Raw genomic sequence first — 15,550 nt, 5'->3', positions numbered from 1 at the left:
CGTGACGCAGATGGGTATCCTGAAAATGATTTGAGTGGTTTACACCAAGCGTACCTGGAACGCATCCGACTCGCCGCAACGACCCCCGATGGTGGCAGAGCTATTCCTCTCATCGTCCAGAGTCAGCATTTTCAGACGATCAACGATATCCCCGTTCGCGATCTGTTGACTGCGATGTCCGCCGAGGGATTAACCGCCTTCGATCAAGGCATCAAAATCGCCTTCGCTGCACCCGGACCACGTGGCAGGGACACTACCTATTGGCAGAACGTCAAAGACAGCGTCCAGTATGAGCTGGAGCAGCAACTCAAGCGTCGCGGCGGCACTTATGGCGATTCGCCCGCGCTAGCAGTAGTCGGCTTGGCCGACATTCCGGCCTTGATGATGTTGGGCCAGAGTATCGGCGACCGTTCCAAACGCTTGATCTTCTCTTTTCACCGCGAGCATCTTTTGCGCTGGCCCGATCAGTCTGCTGAGCCGCCTAGTTTTCTGTTTACGCCTCCACCCAACGGCGATGGCCCACTGGCGTTGGTGCTCTCCATTTCTGCGCAAGTTCCAGTTCGCGACGTGACCGACGCTCTACCCGGTGCACGTATTGCAGAGCTGTCGATCCCAGAACCAAGCTACGCGATGGTACAGAACCGTCGGGTGATTCATGCCTTTCGCGACGCACTTCAAATACGACTGAGCCAGCTTGAGGCTCTGACTCCTGACCCTATCCACGTCTTCGCCGCCATTCCTGCGGCATTAGCCATCGAGTTTGGCGCGTTGCTCACAACACAGCATCAACATACATACCTGATCTTCGATCGGGACAAAGAAAACCAAGATCGGTTTACGCAAACACTGCAATTGGGTCCAGTGGCCCAGGAGGCTATGTAATGCTTTTGAGCAACGAACAGACCAAGCGCAGCAGTTGGGAATATTTTCTGCTTCGCGCCGCGCGGGAAATCTCGCTGTCGGAAGCGCAGTACGAAAAAATCAATGACCGCTACTCCCAACTGGAAAAAATCCTCTCGGCTTCCGACAACCCGCTGCTCGCTGAGGCCCATATTTTCGTTCAAGGCTCGATGCGGCTGAAGACGACCATCAAGCCAATCCCCGGCGCGCCTGCGGATCTGGACACCATTGATGCGGACGCGATTATTTGGCTTCCTCACGCTCAGGGCGCTGGTGCAAAGGAAGTTCTAGAAGCGATTGAGCAGCGTTTTAGGGAAGGCTCCCGCGTTCAAGAAGAAGTTAAGCAATTACGTCGTGGCATCCGGATCGTTTATGCCGACGAAAATCCAGGTTTCCACATCGATGTCACGCCTGCCCGCGCGATCAACGGAAATGGCGAAGCAAACGGCGAAGGTAAGCTGGAGGTTCCGGATCGGGTCACAGGGTGGAAAGCAAGCAGCCCTATCCCTTACTCGAATTGGTTGCAGGTTGCTTCTGCCCAAGAAATCTCTCTGGAAAGCTTGGTAGTTGCCAAAAGCCAGCGGATGCTTGATGCCGCGACACAAGATCCTTTACCGCATTATCAGGATTACATCGATCAAGATCCCCTGCGTGCGACCATTAAGCTGCTCAAGCGGCATCGCGATGAATGGGCCATCAAGACAAGGAGCGCTGATACTCGCCCAATATCTGCGGTCATCACCACCCTGGCCACGCACGCATACCTGGATGTCGTAAAGGAGTCGCAGTCGAAGCCTCTGGCTCCGCTCGATGCAATTTTGGAAATCGTTCGCAGGATGCCGCAGCACATCGCGCAGAGAGGTAGCGACTGCTATGTCTACAATCCTGCCGATAACGGCGAAAACTTTGCAGAGAAGTGGAATCGACCGGGCGAGGGGCAAGGCTATCGCCAAGCATTTGCCAAATGGCATGCGGACGCCAGTGCATCTGTTTCATTGGGTTTGGAAAGTTTTGAATCCAACGATTCCTTTGCCGAGGCAGTGAAAAAGAATTTCGGTATTGCACCGGCATTCATTACGGCAGTGAACAATGAGATCCCTGCGAACTGGACGATGCCCGGCCGACCGGATGGCACTACTCGAAACTCTGCTTCGATGGGTTCGCTCTTCGGAGGGGCCAGCGGTGGCGGAACCTCTCAGTCGAGCGTAAAGCCAGTTGGACGCCTTGGCTGATCCTATTAAGACGCCATTGCAGCGCGGAATCGCCGCACTGCGAAACACCCTAGGTCAGGATGCTGCCGATGCATTGCTCCAGCCCGCACCCACGCGGGCTGACGAAGCGGCGTGCTTTCACTTCCCCTTGCCCACCGATTACACGGGGCAGGAGCGCCGACTGCGTATAGGTTTCCCCTCCAACTTTCCCCGTGGACTCTTGCGGCTGAACGTCGAACCCTCTCCATGGCTGGTTTGGCCGCATGCCACCAAGTCGGGGCTTTGCCTTCATGGCTTTCAGGAGCGCCCCATTATGGGCTCCCCGGAGGTCGTGGTAGAGGACAGCCTTGCTCGCTTGGCCCAGATCGTTTCGTTGTCCAAGATGGGATCAAACCAGGCAACGCGCGATATCGAATTTCAGAATGAGATCACTACCTACTGGTCTTTTCAGCACGGTCAGTCATTCCAGAACCTCTTACTGTTGGATCGCCCTCAGGCCGCCTCGCAGTTGTTTGCTCTCAGCGATCCGCGCCGGGTTATGCCATCCGGTCAGGAAACGGTTTGGTTAGCATCGAACGTAGCTGCACTCAAAGGGCATTACCGACGGGTTGTCGGGCGCTCCGCTGTCATTCGCGCGGCCGAAACTCCCGGTTTTTACGTCAAGCTTCAGACTTATCCGGATATCCGCACCCCGGATCCGGAAGATTTATTGCTGTGGCTCACGCCACACCTTCAACCAGACGATGCCGAGCAATTGCTGGCATGGTTTGAGCTGCATGGAACGTTGGCGAGTCGATGGATTGTTCTGGAGCTTCCAGGAGGGGCAGATGCTCCAACATATTGCCTCAATGTGCGCTCGCTCGGCGTACAGCAGGAGCGGGGGGCAAAGTTTGGCTTGCGTACAGCGCGCCGTCGGCCAGCTATCGCAAATGCACATCCTCCGGCGCTCGTCCGAGCAACTGCCCTGGACGTGCTTGATCGAGCGTCCATTCTGTCCCGCGATATAAGCGGTACTGCACAGCACCTTGAAAATGCTCGAGTCGTTTGTGTTGGCGTTGGCTCGTTAGGCAGTGCGGTGGCAATACAATTGGCACGATCCGGTGTCGGCCACCTTACCCTCATCGATCCTGACACTTTGGTGTCAGCCAATCTGGGGAGGCACGTTCTGGGAGCGGATAGCCTAGGTAGACTGAAAGCCTCCGCGTTGAGGGACAAGATTCTGTTAGATCTTCCGACGACAGAATGCACCGCTTATGCGACTTTTGCCGAAGTGGTGATGAGCAGCAAACCAGAAGTGTTTGATAACGCAGATCTGGTGGTGATCACGACAGCAGACTGGCAGTCGGAGGTCACTGTATGGCGAGCCAAATCAAGCGGCGCTCCTTGGGGGCTTTTACAAGCCTGGAGCGAACCGTATACCCAGGTAGGCCATGCGCTATTCGCACCAGCCGGCACCTTTGATGGCCGTCAGTTGTTCACGGACGTCGGCGATTTTCTGCATAGATTTACAGAGTGGCCGGGAGGCGGTGTTGTTCCACTGCCCGCGTGTGGCGAGAGCTTTATCCCAGGCGGCTCGCTGGGAATGACCAATATCGCCTCTATGGTGTCGCACACGGCCTTACGCGCATTGACCGGCAACATCGCCACTGCATCTTGGGTCAGCAGTATCTACAGGCCTGAAGATGTTCTGAGCCTAGGAGGCCAATACCATGGTCCCAAACTGCCAGAGGGAGCGCAGCAAATCTTACTCGAGCGCGGATGGCCGGAAGATAAGGACGAAACGGTATGACGGATATCGCATGGCGCTGGCGATGGCCGGAGGTGAATTCCGAGCTATTGGTGTCCCAAGCTGTCGCGGACATCTTGGATAGTCATCGGCAGGGCCTTTTTGGCGTGGAGCGAGGGGGACAGTTATTTGTCAACCCGGTTGATCCGAAAGGGTTGCTGCTGGCCTTGGCCACGTTGCCTCATCGCGCCGATCGGTCAGGCTGGTCTTGGCTAGAGTTGGATGCGGAGCGGTGCCGTCAGGAAATCCAGGCTGCCAACGAACAAGGGTTACGTCTGGTGGGCTATTGGCATACGCATCCCCAATCCGTTCCGGTGATCTCTCCGGCAGACATCGGAAGTTTCTCCAAATTTGCTGCACGTTACACGCAGGATCTGCCGCACCCAATAGCCGTTATTGTCGGCAAGTCCGAAAAACCAGAAGGTATCAAGGCGTGGTCGTTCAGGGACGGCAGATATGTTGAGGCAACCTGTATCAGATGAGCTTCGAGTCAGTGCGGTGGAAGGTAGGTCAGCGTTTACCTTTACCCGCTAGCATTAGTGCGAAGAGCTCTGCCTGAAAGCGGGCATCATCCAATGCGTTATGGTTCGGTTCGCTGAGTGGCTTCAGCGCAGCGGTCATTTTGGATGATTTTGTTTCCTGCCAGCTGCAACCTACAGCGCCCATAAAGTAGGCCTTCATGTCGATAGCGGTAAAACCAAAGGGGTTGGTTTCCAGGTATTTGTGGAAGTAGTAATTGACGAATGACCAGTCAAACGGTGCATTGAGTCCTACGAAAATGACCTTTTGCCCCGGTTGGCAGGACGATTTCAGCCATTGATCAAATGTCAGCATCGCCTGTTGCGGAGCGAGGCCCTCGCGCTCCAGCTTCTCCAGACTCAGCCCCGATACTGCCAGTGCTTCCGGGTCGTGTTTTGGACTGTCAGGTCGTAGTTCAAGATAGATGGACGTTACAGGTTGGGCTACAAGACAGGCTCCAATGGAAAGCAGACTGTATTCGCCTGGTATAGGCCCAGAAGTCTCGACGTCGACGGAAACATAAAGCTCATCAGGGTGCATGTCATATCCTTTCGTGTAGTTACCTGATCACGCTCAGGCTCTTAGCCATGTGAAGGTGGAAAGGCAGGTATAGCCATTGCCCCATTTTTTGCTGTTTCACTCGCTATCCGGCGTTCGAGCAGCGGCAGTGCCTGTCTACCAGCGGATTGCGCGTTCCTTTGGTCAGCTCTGGGCCCAAGCATAATGATGTGTGTCATTCTCTGATGGCGGATGAGGGCCGGACGATCATGAGTGAAACTGAGCGCTGGATAGTAAAATGCCAGAAAACTGAGGACGGTACTGGCGACATCATCATTGATCTGCCTCAAGAGTTGCTTGACCAAATGAGGTTAGGTGTTGGGGACGACCTGGAGCTAACGGTAGTGAATGGCACATTAGTCCTGACGCCCGTGTGCAACGCAACATCAGTGCGGCCCATGTTTGCTGGCGTCCTGCGTCAGGATGTCTATCATGCTTACCGCATGCGTCTGGAGACGCTTCTTCATATCTCTGTCAATGCTTCGGATCTGGACATTCACGACATGATAGTAGCTGGCTTCTCGGTCAGCCTGATCAAAATGCTTTGTGATGATGGAACCCTCAGCGACGAAGAACGCGACAGAATCATTCAACCCAAAACGCTCAAAACAAAACTGTCAGCCAATCAGCTTTTAACGTTGCATGAGAGCGATCGCCTGTTCCGGTTTGCACATATTACCGCCATGGCCGAGGTGATCTTCGGTGACAAAGGGAAGGCCAAACAATGGCTTTCCAAACCCAAAGCCCGTTTTTTGGGAGAAAGCCCATCGGCGATGGTCACTACAACCTTTGGCACACATCTAGTCGAAGAAATGCTGATTCAAGTGTCTGAGGGCATGTCATTTTGATTCAGCCGCAGCCAAACGGCTTCTACCGCTCCTTGAGTAACATGGATTTCATGCGCCTATACCGGCGTCGCCTTGCCGAATACGACATGCACGGGCATCCATGAAGCACTAGGTTTCACCCACATCGGCACCTACCGCTAGGTAGGGTTCACGCACGGCAATGGCATAGCTGGGTACTGGCGAAAACCCACTTTATCCGGTGACAGCTAGATAGAAATCATCCCGTTCAGTGGGATGAGGGGAGAAGACGGACCAGCTGTGAAATGGCCCAGTCTTCGGCATCGGAACCTCGTGTGTCGATGGGAGCTAAGCTGATTGATGCTTCTCGTTCGAATCGTTTTTTTGATCGGCCGGAGGTACAGATGAATCTGGCAGATTTTGTCTCAGTGCTTTCTGCGGGTGAGAAAATAGATGGGTGCCAACTCACCACCTCAGATGCTGTGGCCCTCGCCAGTCTGCATTTTCCTTCCCATGCCTATTGTCTTGTTGCTGATTGGGCAATATTGGATCTCGACATTCCAACACGTCAGCGAAAAGCCATTACGGATAGACAGCTAATTCCTGCTCTCGTTTACGCTTTGACCGTTATCCAAGACAGTAAAGGCCGCTTCCCGCCTGGTGATTGGGTCCGAACAACGCTGGGTGTTTCCTTCACCCATGACTGCTTATTTCGAACAAAAAACACAGTTTATGTGCTGATGGGGACTGGTCGAAGGTTGCACACGGATTTAGACATCGCACTGAGCCTGTGCTGAAAAAAGACTATTTCCGCACAGGTGAGTGACCGGTCGCGCTCACATAATATTTCGGCCTGAATGAACGCTCTCGCTGTTGTGTCAATCTATGTTGTTACCAATCGAGCCCCGTATTTGAAGTGCGACCCGTCTGTGTCAGTCTATGTTGCTGTCGTGTGGATCCCGGATCATCCTACAGGCCCCGATTTACGAGAGGGGCTGTGTCAAACTATGTTGTTGGTAACCACATGACCTGGCTCGTGGTGCTCGCCATCATGCTGTTGCTGCTTTGCGTGGCCTTTGGTGTTTACCGTAGGCCATAACGGTGCCACTTATCACATCAGGTCGCTCGCGGCGCGGGTGGGCTGAACGAAGTTAACTGATCGAGAAAAATTATGAAAACGCTGGTCGGGATGTTCTTTGGAATGCTGGCGGGATTTTTTCTCGCTTGCTGCGTTATCGCCGCCATATCGCTGATTGGTGCCGGTGCAGATCAGCTTGGATTTACTGAATGGACAGCTCGCTATTACATTCTGTGTTTGGGGGTATCTGTCGCCTCCCTGTGCTGTTCGACACATGCACGGAGACAATGGCCGGCAATGATTGTTTTCGTCATCGCGGTGGCGCTGGTTATGGGCATTGGGTTCCAGACCTTCCTAGGATCTTCAAGTGGTAATAACCCTGCCGATCAGATGCTCGCGAATCTGCAATCCATCGCGGTGTTTACGGCCAAAGCGGTAATGTACGTTGCTCCTGGCGCAGTGATGGCTTTCCTCATGTTCGTCGCGATCGAAGGCGTCGCCCGTTCCAAGGCTTTGGCAGCAGCTTCCCCGGTGAATGCTAATGAATAATCGGCCGTTCGGTTGGGTAGTGAAAAGCCCTGAAAACCTTGTGCCGGTTGAAGCGTTCATCCGTGATAAGGCAACCGCCGAGAAGTTTCTGGCGACGGGCTGGGAGGTGACCGAGGTCGCAATTGCTGCTGAATCCGACGTCAGGTTCCACGAGCAGAATCAGGCGTACTACACCCTGGTGGAACACACCAACACCACTGAGCAGTATTTGGACGAAGCTTGCGAGTTGCTCAGTGAGATCATTAAGAGTGGTGAGGCATATCGGGAATGCACTGACACGAGCAGTCCCACCGGAAAACGGATTGCATCGGTCGTTGAGTACGTGTCCCAGTTCCTACCTGAGCCGCACGAATCGAGCGATGACACTGAACAAGAAGAGTGGCACATGAATCCGTGCCATCAGGGGCACCGTGATGTCGGTGCTGCGTGTGGTATTGCTCAGTGCAATCGTTGTGGCGAATCGATGTCTGCGCCGACCACTAAAGAAGCATTTGAGCGCTGGAATGCAACCCATGCTCCGGCCGTGGTGTAAGCCTCGCGGTTAGGAAAGTTTCTTTGCCTGGCATCTCCGGGTAAGAGGAGGAGGACCTTTCGGACCCACTTCGATCACCGCCCGGATCATCACTGAATTGCTTTGGCCCGGAAGGGCCTTTGGCGGTACCGGAACTTGGATTTGGCCTGGCGACAAAGCCCGATCGAACTCAGTTGGACTTGCGCTGGCAAGTGACCAGTTGAAATGTTAGGAGCTTCGGAAATGTTGACTATCAGAAGTGCGTGGCCCCCTGAGATGGCTGCGGAGCGAGCTGCTCGCCGTGAAAAGATTGCCACTCATATTGAGGCCAACACGTGCTACATCTGCGAACAGGCCGTTGTCGACGGTTCCCCTATCCACGGTCCAACTGGGGCGCACTGGGAGTGCCATCAGGGTCCAATTGAACCTTGCACCAAGACGGCAGTAGAGCCCCGACGAGACCCGGTTCCCAAGCCTGATCTGCATCCTCGATTAGCGCGTGCGAATGGGGGGGCGTTGGTGCACTTCGTGATTCCTGCAACGGCTACATCACTGTGCGGACATAAGCCGAAGGACACTGCGCATCACATGAAGCGTCGAGGAAAGTGGTTGGTTTTCAAAATTGACGCCACCATTCCAGAACACCTGAAGCGATGTCAAAAATGTCTGGCAAAAGCTGAGATTCTCTACCCCCCTGTCGATGGAGAGGTCGTGCAGGATGGTTCCCGATCCGAGATCGATGTCTACCAGACTGTCGGGTGATCCGATAAGTGAGATCATGGTTCGATCGAATCGGCGCAGGAGTTTAAAGAGTGACATTTGAAGCCACTCAGAAATGAGGGGGCTCGCAGCTCACGCTACGCCGCTCATCAACAGCGTCGACTCGCCGCTCAACCACCAGTCACCTGCCGCTGGGGTCTCTCACCAATTGTAAGGTGGATATTCCTCACCAAGCTCGTATGGTTCAAACACCTCAGGTTTTATAGGGTTTCTGAAAAAACCCATACCGGTCAGCGTATCCAACACAGCACCAAGTTCGTTCTTCCGTTGGGCTGGCTCCAGTGTGAGGAAGTAGCATGTCCTGCTAAATATGATTTCGTTGATGCGCTCTCCCCCAAATTGAGCGGCCATAAGCGCAGTTTTGTAAAGGTTTTCGCTGGCGCCAGGCTGCATCACGTCAAGGCATTCCAACACGGTATGCTCAAGGTGATACATAACCGCCTGGTCATTTCTCGATACGGTGGACATGAAGGCTAAGCCTGCCCTCAATAGGCCCATCTGGATCAGTATATTTGGCCAAATACAGTCGAATCCATAGATCGGAGTCGGGTCGTCCCCATACCACTTCCTCGTGTTTTTGTGGCGCATGCCGTCGAAAGCGTGACGCACCTCAGAGGCAAGGCCGGACAGAAGTGGGTCTTCAATTTCGAGAAGGGCGCTTTCATCCATAACTCTATGGATGAAAGTCCAGAGCGCTTTGAGTTCGTAAATATCGCCCCAGAGCACCAGCCCGGCGTTACTCATACGGATCACATATTGCATTGGATCGCCCTCCAGGAATGGCATTGCTACAGCATAGACGCACCCGCAGTGAACGACTGCTCTGATTCACGAGCGACGGCTTCAATTTCCCAAAATTGTCCATGCGAACTAACCCTGTCCGCCCCAGTTGCATCCTTCTCTGGCTAAGTCGGGGGCCGTGGCGGACGCTGCATCGGTTGTACTCCACCGTCACTCTGCGCACTTACGATGAATGCACCGCGAGCTTGTGGTGAAATGGCACTACAAAATTAGCGGGTGGGATGCAGGATGACTGGGATATGAGGCGTCAAAAAACAGATCTACGCGAGGCAAATATGCTTAAGTATGAGGAATTTGCCTGGCAAGACGCATTGTCCTTGGCCGCTTGGCTGAAGAAGTCGTTTGACTTGGACGCCTTGCGCGAGCTCTATGAATCAGACTCAGCTCAAAACCATTATGAACGTGAGGTGGATAGTGCCGACGTCATCCAGGAGCTGCTAGCCAAACCGGAGAGCCAACGCTTCGCATACCTGCGTCGTGTCTGCAAAAATGTAGACACGCTATCGCAGGGAATGCTGATTGTTCTGGCGATTATTGCCCAGGTACGTGTAAAGGAAGTAATCGAGCTGCGTGACCGTTTTCGGTATTCCCTTTACCCTGGCGGCGGCACTCGTACTACGTGTGCAGGGATCTACGCATTCAATAATGCGATGAGGGAAGTGACCTTTATGGCATGGCCTACGGCAGTGTTCGAGGCCTTATCAAAGAGGGAAACCGAGAGAGAGGCCCAATGGGCGCTCATTAAACCCATAGTTGACGACTGGGCGTTAGCGAAAGACCGCTTAAAGGGTGAAGACTGATTTGTTCGCCAGACATATCTCGGATGAGTTTTGCGATGCACCTCTGCATACGGTCCCGGGGTCCGAATCACTCATAAACGCCTGTGGTATTATTAGGCAATTTTGCCTATTCTCCTTCCAGTAGGCAATGTTGCCTACTGCTTAGAGTAAGGCGAAATGGTGACAAACCGCGATCGATACCTGCATTTGCTTAAAATCCACGATATCACTCAAAAAAGAAGCGCGGAGCTGATAGCGGCCGTTACGGGTCGACCATGCTCAGTTCGGGCGGTGCGATCATGGGTGAATGATCCGGAAAAGAAAAGCTCATCTCCTTGCCCTGATTGGGCAGTCGAGAAGCTTGAAAAGGCAATCGAATACATGCAGCGTGCCGTTGAACGGCGCGCAGAGAATCAAGCGGCTCAGCTCAGTTCCCATTCAGATCAGAAGCAGTAAGCATCAGGCTTCAGCTCATTCCTCTGGAAATAATTCATGCTCGAAACTTTTCAACTGCTGGCGCTTTATGTGCTTTCAGTAGCCACATTCTGCCTGATCGCCGGCCGATTCCCGTTGCTTGCCCCGGAAGCACAACATCGAGTCTCTTCCCTGGATGGCCTGCGGGGAATTCTCGCTACGGCGGTGATGGTTCACCATTTCGCGATCACCTTTGTGTGGCACAACACTGGAACCTGGCAGGGTACGGAAAGTCGTGTGATCAACAACATGGGCGCCGTACCAGTGTCCTTGTTCTTCATGATCACGGGCTACCTCTTCACCCAAAAAATGATCAAAGGGCAGCCAAGGTGGGGATCGCTGCTGTCCTCACGCCTTCGTCGCATCTTCCCGATGTACACCGCATCCGTGCTGCTTGTTGCTGGGATCAGTTTCTACCAAACGAGGGAGGATCTCAGCCCGCTAGTGGAGAATTTGCAGGCACTGGGAAGTTGGCTCATTTTCCTCGGGGGGCCGATCAATGGATTCGCTGACAGCAAGCTCATCAACGCATCCGTTCACTGGACGCTGATGTACGAGGCGCTTTTTTACCTATCGTTGCCAGTCATTTTTTGCCTGATACGACGCCAGTTGCCAATCGTTGCTTTGATCGTTTCGATTGGTGTGATCGCGTGCCTATGGCCTGAATACCATCATGAGTTTCACAAGCGGTTCGTGAAGCTTTTTCTGGTAGGTATGGCGGTTGCGTTTCTGGAACCAAGGCTGCGCAAATCATCGATCAACTTCTCGAACATCTGGTGCAGTGTTATCGCCGGCGCTGTGCTGATCGCGAGTCTGAAGCTGCGAACTTATTCAACAGGGCAGATGCTGATCCTCGGCATTCCGTTTGGATTATTCGTCCTGGGCAACAGCCTCCATGGTCTCCTCGAACACAAAGGACTTAAGGTCTTGGGGGAGGCGAGTTTCAGCATTTACCTGATGCACGGGATCGTAATTTATACGGCGTTCAGTCTGCTTCATCTGTACGATTTCTCGGCTGGTACATTCGCTGGCTATGCCTGGTATCTCCCGCTTATCATAATGGCGGTCAGTGCGCTCAGCGTTCTAACGTATTGGACCATCGAACGGCCATTTATCATCTCGGCAAAACTGCGACCCCTGAAGCCAGCCGAACAAATCTGATTTTGATAAGGAGCTGGGAAAAGTCCCAGTTCCTCTCCCATGCCATGGAAGGTGAGATGCTCAGTCTTTCTACAAACGCTTTATCTAACCTGCATTTCCTGGTGATCGTCGTCGGCGTTGTCGGGGGCCTGATGTACGACCGGCTCAAGGCACGGTCAAAGGCTGGTGATGATTGATGACATCGACATGCGCTGACGCGCTTGATGCATCTTGATTCGAATCGCTCAGTGAGCGCTCTGAGGCGCTTGCTGGGGCGTTTCTGACTTCCCCGCACCTTTTACTGCCTCGACCTTCTTCCACCTCTGAAGCGCTCACACTCATCCAGGTAGAGTCACCCGTACTCAGTGCTGCGCTTCAGCTTCCCTTCCAGAAAACAAACCCCGAGAACTCTTGACAGACCCGATGATTCTGTTTGAATTATCTGTACGTGTTACATATCATTAGACCTTGTTTTTCTGCGCGGCTAAGCCGAGGGGGATGGTTTGAAGTATCTGAAGTATGCGCTGGTCGTGATTTTCGTTTTGTTCCCATACGGGATGGGGTTGATCACTAACCTCGCGAGCGGAAATCCCCTTGATGCCAAGCAAGCCCTTATTTCTGTGCTGGGTTTTGGTGCGGGAATCATGGGCATCTGGGTGATGCGCAGCCGAGACAAAAAAACCGAGCTATCCAACAAACCAAAGACCGAGGCGTGAAGAGATGTTCCAGGTCATCGTAGTGGTCCTTCTGTTTAGCATCAGTCTCAGTATGTGCAGTCGCGATGAGCATGAAAGGATGATGGAGAGCGCCGAGGCGCAGCGAATCGACTATTCGCGGCAAGAATCCCAAGACCAGATCCTCGCTGAATTGATTGCGATGGATGATTTCTATGTCACGCGCTTCGTTGCTGACTGGCGCGATGCATACCCAAAGCCCACCGGCGAGAACCTCTCTGAGTTGCGACAGATCGAGCAGTCGCTCAAGGTCGACAAACGCCGGGCGATGAAATACACGCTCGACTATCACGCTCACAATGACCTGGCCTGTGGCGGGATTGTTTCAGCTCCGCTTTCGTTTTCAGACCCTAAGTGTGCCCCGGGTCTCTAGGGGCGTGGCGTTAAAACTGATTTCTGAATTCGGTATTTTGCTTTAAGGCAGATTTTTGAATAGGGGGCGTTGCCATGAGTATTGTGAAATTCAGTAAATTCGAGGCAAGGGTGCTTGTCGAGGGTCCTTTTACCTCCAATACCCTGGTCCTTACACCCGCATCGCTTTTGGAGCTTGCATTGCAGCACGCGTTGCTGAGCATGCCTTCACAGCGAGTTGCGGACTTGGTGAGTCAAACGACTTCTCGAATGTTGCATTCGTTATCGTGCACGAGACGGGTCGCTGGCGATGTAGTTCGTCTGGTGGATGAAGATCCGGACGGGCATAACGGCGAGTTCCAAATTGCGATTGGGCGCGGAGAACCTGAAGAGTGTCAGTGCTGTGGAAACCAGATGTGCCAGGAGTGGCCGACACTTTTCGAGCTCGATGCCAACGGTGCCCCGACTGGCGATTTTGCTTACCACATCTCAGAGTGTCAGATGCAGGATTCCCAAACGGGCAGTGGTCAATAGGTAATGACTGCCTCCAGCTGTGTTGCTGGAATAGTTAGGTGGAGTAGAAAACTAGCTGTTCCTGACCTTTGATTTAGAAAAACCTTCCACTCTGTCGGCTGGCCATAACTACCCGCACTGAAGACTCAACCGTCTGTTTGGATGAGGGGCTGTTGGGTAGAGATCCGCCCCACCCGAATCAGAAACTGATATGAACAAGTTTCGCCAGCTCTGGCCTGCTGAACTTTGGATCTTGACTCTGGTTGTTCCGGGGTGGCCGCAACTATGACGACGGTTTCACTGAAACCACTTCCACGTATCTGAATTTCTTGCGAGCCAACTTAGTCGCTTCTTGTTCCGCTAGAAGTGAGCTCAGCGTAGATGCGTCGTGAACAAAGACTTCTGTCGCCCCCTCATAGACGTTCCCAACGCGCAGCGTCACTCTGATTTTGCCCGCCGGTGGTTTTGAGCTCTTTGGCTTGCTTGGTTGCTGTTTTTGAGGGGGAGCGTCCTGCACCTGTATCTCGATGGTTGGAGTAACAGGTTGAGCCGTCGGAGCGGGTGAGGGGCCGAACAATGCTCGGCGCATTTCTTCCTCGGTGAGATCGTTATTCATGGTGTTCTCGGTGTTGTTCCATGCATCGCATACATGCATCAGGTAAGGTCGAAATATAGCAAATTGACGGGGGCCACCCAATGGTGTTTGGCGCCCCGGCCTGCATGCGAGAACGCAACAACTGTAGCGCTCACTCTGCCCGGCCGGCGTAGGCTTGGGAGACCTGAGGACTAGCGCTAATAGCGCTACGCAGAATGATCAAGCCAGCGCGGAGGAGGTCGTCGCTACGTTGCGGTTCAAACCAGTGGCCGTTGAACTTCCCTCCGTGAAAAAGATTGTTCCTTACCCGGCACACCAGTTTCAGTACCAGATCTGCGACATTGGCGTGATTTGGAAGCTCCTGCTCCCACGTGAGGCCTTCCTCGCCCACTATCTGTTTTTTTGGTGGGTGCTCAAGGTAGTAACCGATCGCATCTGCAAGCTGCTCGCCAGGTTCATTGAACAACTGTTCTATAGACTGAGCAAATGTTGTCCAGTTGGCTTTTGGAGCCCTCGGTGATCCTGTCAGGAAGCCTGAAATCTTTAGGCAGTACTCACACCGAGCGAACTCTCGAAAGAACTCGAAGGCCAGTAGATCGAGGGGTTCGATATCCCTTTGAGGCATAGACCTGTTCTCATTCGTGCATTGGAGACGTGCAGGCGGATTTGGAAAGTGCCAGCTAAGCAGAGGGTGGAACAGCCGGGAGAGGTCTGTCGTCAACCAGGTTCATCGCAGTAACGTCAAAGCTGTACCCGCCTTGCTGGTGTTCCAAGACCTTTTGGCACCTCGAAGTATCCCCTTTCTTCAACTGTTCAAAAGCCTCAATGAGCGCTTCCTGAAAGTGCTCTGGGGTTGCCCCGTAAAGCCTCAATGAAATGTGGGCTTGGAGCGGTAGCAGCTTCGACATTGAGGGTTTTCTCCGGTGTTCAACGTGACAGCCCGAGCTTAGGGCTTTGAGCCTGCGCTGCGCTATACCCGCCGAGGCGGTCAGGATAGGCATGCGTGGCCAGCGCACTTTTAACGCTGGAGGTTTGCACTGAAAACCAGTTTGTAATCGCACTTGGTCAGCTGGTCATCTGCATATCCGCAGCTCCCCAACGATACCGACTTTGATTCCCCTTGTGCCACGTTGACTTTATCTCGAAACGTTCCGCCAGACACCGCCTCGGATGGAGTTCCAAGGGTGCCCCAGTCAGCCTTGATAGACACGGTCATGACCTTGTCTTCGGACTGTTCTGGCGTCAGTGCGAGCCGTAAAGTGCTCATCCTGCCAGTACCATCAGAGACCTGATCCTTTACCGGTAGGGTGTTGCCGAGCACAATCGGCGAGGCAAATGTAGTGATGAGCTCATCCCCCTTGAACACCTTGCCGGAAAGAAAAACATTACTGAGTGATACGGCGAAGCAGGGTGTCGCCGCCAGCAGCATCAATGCGGATGCGGCGAAAATCGTAGGAGCTTTCAT

19 protein-coding genes are annotated in these 15,550 nt (G+C 53.5%); 13 read left to right on the top strand and 6 right to left on the bottom strand.

The annotated features are described in order from the left end of the window. The 4 genes from BLS87_RS29545 to BLS87_RS29530 form a co-directional block, all read left to right on the top strand. Positions 1 to 882: SAVED domain-containing protein (locus tag BLS87_RS29545; RefSeq protein WP_074758374.1), on the top strand; the 882-nt coding region annotated here is incomplete at its 5' end. Next, on the top strand, positions 882 to 2,132 hold the full coding sequence (locus tag BLS87_RS29540; RefSeq protein WP_019821279.1) for a nucleotidyltransferase domain-containing protein: 1,251 nt from the start codon (positions 882 to 884) through the stop codon (positions 2,130 to 2,132). The genes BLS87_RS29545 and BLS87_RS29540, both read left to right, overlap by 1 nt. Further along, positions 2,116 to 3,900, top strand: a complete 1,785-nt coding sequence (locus BLS87_RS29535) for a HesA/MoeB/ThiF family protein (protein ID WP_031319187.1) — start codon at positions 2,116 to 2,118, stop codon at positions 3,898 to 3,900. Before BLS87_RS29540 ends, BLS87_RS29535 begins: the two co-directional genes overlap by 17 nt. Continuing rightward, a complete protein-coding gene (locus BLS87_RS29530; RefSeq protein ID WP_017341627.1) occupies positions 3,897 to 4,379 on the top strand; it encodes a Mov34/MPN/PAD-1 family protein in 483 nt (160 codons plus the stop codon). Before BLS87_RS29535 ends, BLS87_RS29530 begins: the two co-directional genes overlap by 4 nt. Before the next feature lie 28 nt (positions 4,380 to 4,407). On the opposite strand, the gene BLS87_RS29525 is transcribed toward BLS87_RS29530, so the two are convergent. Beyond that, positions 4,408 to 4,956: a 3'-5' exonuclease gene (locus BLS87_RS29525; RefSeq protein ID WP_017341626.1), complete on the bottom strand. Its 549-nt coding sequence runs from the start codon at positions 4,954 to 4,956 to the stop codon at positions 4,408 to 4,410. Positions 4,957 to 5,183: 227 nt separating this feature from the next. On the opposite strand from BLS87_RS29525, the gene BLS87_RS29520 reads away from it, so the two are divergent. The 4 genes from BLS87_RS29520 to BLS87_RS29505 all read left to right on the top strand — a co-directional run bounded on the left by BLS87_RS29520 (position 5,184) and on the right by BLS87_RS29505 (position 7,939). Continuing rightward, complete coding sequence (locus BLS87_RS29520) at positions 5,184 to 5,822, top strand: antitoxin Xre/MbcA/ParS toxin-binding domain-containing protein (protein ID WP_228758830.1); 639 nt, start codon at positions 5,184 to 5,186, stop codon at positions 5,820 to 5,822. 362 nt (positions 5,823 to 6,184) lie between these two features. Continuing rightward, positions 6,185 to 6,577 (top strand): DUF6957 family protein, encoded by a 393-nt coding sequence (locus BLS87_RS33925; RefSeq protein WP_074059250.1) that lies wholly within the window; start codon positions 6,185 to 6,187, stop codon positions 6,575 to 6,577. Positions 6,578 to 6,951: 374 nt separating this feature from the next. Beyond that, a complete protein-coding gene (locus tag BLS87_RS29510) occupies positions 6,952 to 7,407 on the top strand; it encodes a hypothetical protein (RefSeq protein ID WP_074758346.1) in 456 nt (151 codons plus the stop codon). Next, positions 7,400 to 7,939 carry a hypothetical protein gene (locus BLS87_RS29505; RefSeq protein ID WP_074758344.1) on the top strand — a complete coding sequence of 180 codons (540 nt, stop codon included), beginning with the start codon at positions 7,400 to 7,402 and terminating at the stop codon, positions 7,937 to 7,939. The genes BLS87_RS29510 and BLS87_RS29505 overlap by 8 nt, the downstream gene beginning before the upstream one ends. A 528-nt stretch (positions 7,940 to 8,467) precedes the next feature. On the opposite strand, the gene BLS87_RS33920 is transcribed toward BLS87_RS29505, so the two are convergent. Then, on the bottom strand, positions 8,468 to 8,698 hold the full coding sequence (locus BLS87_RS33920) for a hypothetical protein (protein ID WP_143024509.1): 231 nt from the start codon (positions 8,696 to 8,698) through the stop codon (positions 8,468 to 8,470). Between the two features lie 141 nt (positions 8,699 to 8,839). Further along, positions 8,840 to 9,460: a DUF6904 family protein gene (locus tag BLS87_RS29495; protein WP_074758340.1), complete on the bottom strand. Its 621-nt coding sequence runs from the start codon at positions 9,458 to 9,460 to the stop codon at positions 8,840 to 8,842. A 278-nt stretch (positions 9,461 to 9,738) separates the two neighbouring features. On the opposite strand from BLS87_RS29495, the gene BLS87_RS29490 reads away from it, so the two are divergent. The 5 genes from BLS87_RS29490 to BLS87_RS29465 all read left to right on the top strand — a co-directional run bounded on the left by BLS87_RS29490 (position 9,739) and on the right by BLS87_RS29465 (position 13,511). Further along, positions 9,739 to 10,299 (top strand): hypothetical protein, encoded by a 561-nt coding sequence (locus tag BLS87_RS29490; protein WP_208605221.1) that lies wholly within the window; start codon positions 9,739 to 9,741, stop codon positions 10,297 to 10,299. Between the two features lie 471 nt (positions 10,300 to 10,770). Further along, on the top strand, positions 10,771 to 11,913 hold the full coding sequence (locus tag BLS87_RS29480) for an acyltransferase family protein (protein WP_074758336.1): 1,143 nt from the start codon (positions 10,771 to 10,773) through the stop codon (positions 11,911 to 11,913). Between the two features lie 482 nt (positions 11,914 to 12,395). Beyond that, complete coding sequence (locus BLS87_RS29475; protein ID WP_074758334.1) at positions 12,396 to 12,608, top strand: hypothetical protein; 213 nt, start codon at positions 12,396 to 12,398, stop codon at positions 12,606 to 12,608. Positions 12,609 to 12,612: 4 nt separating this feature from the next. Then, on the top strand, positions 12,613 to 12,999 hold the full coding sequence (locus BLS87_RS29470) for a hypothetical protein (protein ID WP_074758332.1): 387 nt from the start codon (positions 12,613 to 12,615) through the stop codon (positions 12,997 to 12,999). Between the two features lie 74 nt (positions 13,000 to 13,073). Further along, positions 13,074 to 13,511 carry a hypothetical protein gene (locus tag BLS87_RS29465; protein ID WP_074758331.1) on the top strand — a complete coding sequence of 146 codons (438 nt, stop codon included), beginning with the start codon at positions 13,074 to 13,076 and terminating at the stop codon, positions 13,509 to 13,511. Positions 13,512 to 13,773: 262 nt separating this feature from the next. Here BLS87_RS29465 and BLS87_RS29460 read toward each other — a convergent pair whose 3' ends face one another. The 3 genes from BLS87_RS29460 to BLS87_RS29445 form a co-directional block, all read right to left on the bottom strand. After that, positions 13,774 to 14,106 carry a hypothetical protein gene (locus BLS87_RS29460; protein ID WP_074758329.1) on the bottom strand — a complete coding sequence of 111 codons (333 nt, stop codon included), beginning with the start codon at positions 14,104 to 14,106 and terminating at the stop codon, positions 13,774 to 13,776. A gap of 130 nt (positions 14,107 to 14,236) precedes the next feature. Continuing rightward, positions 14,237 to 14,710 (bottom strand): hypothetical protein, encoded by a 474-nt coding sequence (locus tag BLS87_RS29455; RefSeq protein ID WP_074758327.1) that lies wholly within the window; start codon positions 14,708 to 14,710, stop codon positions 14,237 to 14,239. A gap of 393 nt (positions 14,711 to 15,103) precedes the next feature. Next, entirely contained in the window at positions 15,104 to 15,550 is a 447-nt protein-coding gene (locus BLS87_RS29445) for a hypothetical protein (protein WP_074758323.1), read from the bottom strand.

Source organism: Pseudomonas abietaniphila, from assembly GCF_900100795.1.
Classification (GTDB): domain Bacteria; phylum Pseudomonadota; class Gammaproteobacteria; order Pseudomonadales; family Pseudomonadaceae; genus Aquipseudomonas; species Aquipseudomonas abietaniphila.
Note: the sequence above shows the minus strand (reverse complement) of the source record. Positions and strands in the feature narration are given on the sequence as shown.

Excerpts from the sequence above, each read along its gene's own strand:
- BLS87_RS29540 (WP_019821279.1), top strand. The coding sequence starts at position 882 with ATGCTTTTGAGCAACGAACAGACCAAGCGCAGCAGTTGGGAATATTTT.
- BLS87_RS33920 (WP_143024509.1), bottom strand. The coding sequence starts at position 8,698 with ATGATCTCACTTATCGGATCACCCGACAGTCTGGTAGACATCGATCTC.
- BLS87_RS29495 (WP_074758340.1), bottom strand. The coding sequence starts at position 9,460 with ATGCAATATGTGATCCGTATGAGTAACGCCGGGCTGGTGCTCTGGGGC.
- BLS87_RS29490 (WP_208605221.1), top strand. The coding sequence starts at position 9,739 with ATGAGGCGTCAAAAAACAGATCTACGCGAGGCAAATATGCTTAAGTAT.
- BLS87_RS29505 (WP_074758344.1), top strand. The coding sequence starts at position 7,400 with ATGAATAATCGGCCGTTCGGTTGGGTAGTGAAAAGCCCTGAAAACCTT.
- BLS87_RS29455 (WP_074758327.1), bottom strand. The coding sequence starts at position 14,710 with ATGCCTCAAAGGGATATCGAACCCCTCGATCTACTGGCCTTCGAGTTC.
- BLS87_RS29530 (WP_017341627.1), top strand. The coding sequence starts at position 3,897 with ATGACGGATATCGCATGGCGCTGGCGATGGCCGGAGGTGAATTCCGAG.
- BLS87_RS29520 (WP_228758830.1), top strand. The coding sequence starts at position 5,184 with ATGAGTGAAACTGAGCGCTGGATAGTAAAATGCCAGAAAACTGAGGAC.
- BLS87_RS33925 (WP_074059250.1), top strand. The coding sequence starts at position 6,185 with ATGAATCTGGCAGATTTTGTCTCAGTGCTTTCTGCGGGTGAGAAAATA.
- BLS87_RS29480 (WP_074758336.1), top strand. The coding sequence starts at position 10,771 with ATGCTCGAAACTTTTCAACTGCTGGCGCTTTATGTGCTTTCAGTAGCC.
- BLS87_RS29465 (WP_074758331.1), top strand. The coding sequence starts at position 13,074 with ATGAGTATTGTGAAATTCAGTAAATTCGAGGCAAGGGTGCTTGTCGAG.
- BLS87_RS29445 (WP_074758323.1), bottom strand. The coding sequence starts at position 15,550 with ATGAAAGCTCCTACGATTTTCGCCGCATCCGCATTGATGCTGCTGGCG.
- BLS87_RS29460 (WP_074758329.1), bottom strand. The coding sequence starts at position 14,106 with ATGAATAACGATCTCACCGAGGAAGAAATGCGCCGAGCATTGTTCGGC.
- BLS87_RS29525 (WP_017341626.1), bottom strand. The coding sequence starts at position 4,956 with ATGCACCCTGATGAGCTTTATGTTTCCGTCGACGTCGAGACTTCTGGG.
- BLS87_RS29510 (WP_074758346.1), top strand. The coding sequence starts at position 6,952 with ATGAAAACGCTGGTCGGGATGTTCTTTGGAATGCTGGCGGGATTTTTT.
- BLS87_RS29470 (WP_074758332.1), top strand. The coding sequence starts at position 12,613 with ATGTTCCAGGTCATCGTAGTGGTCCTTCTGTTTAGCATCAGTCTCAGT.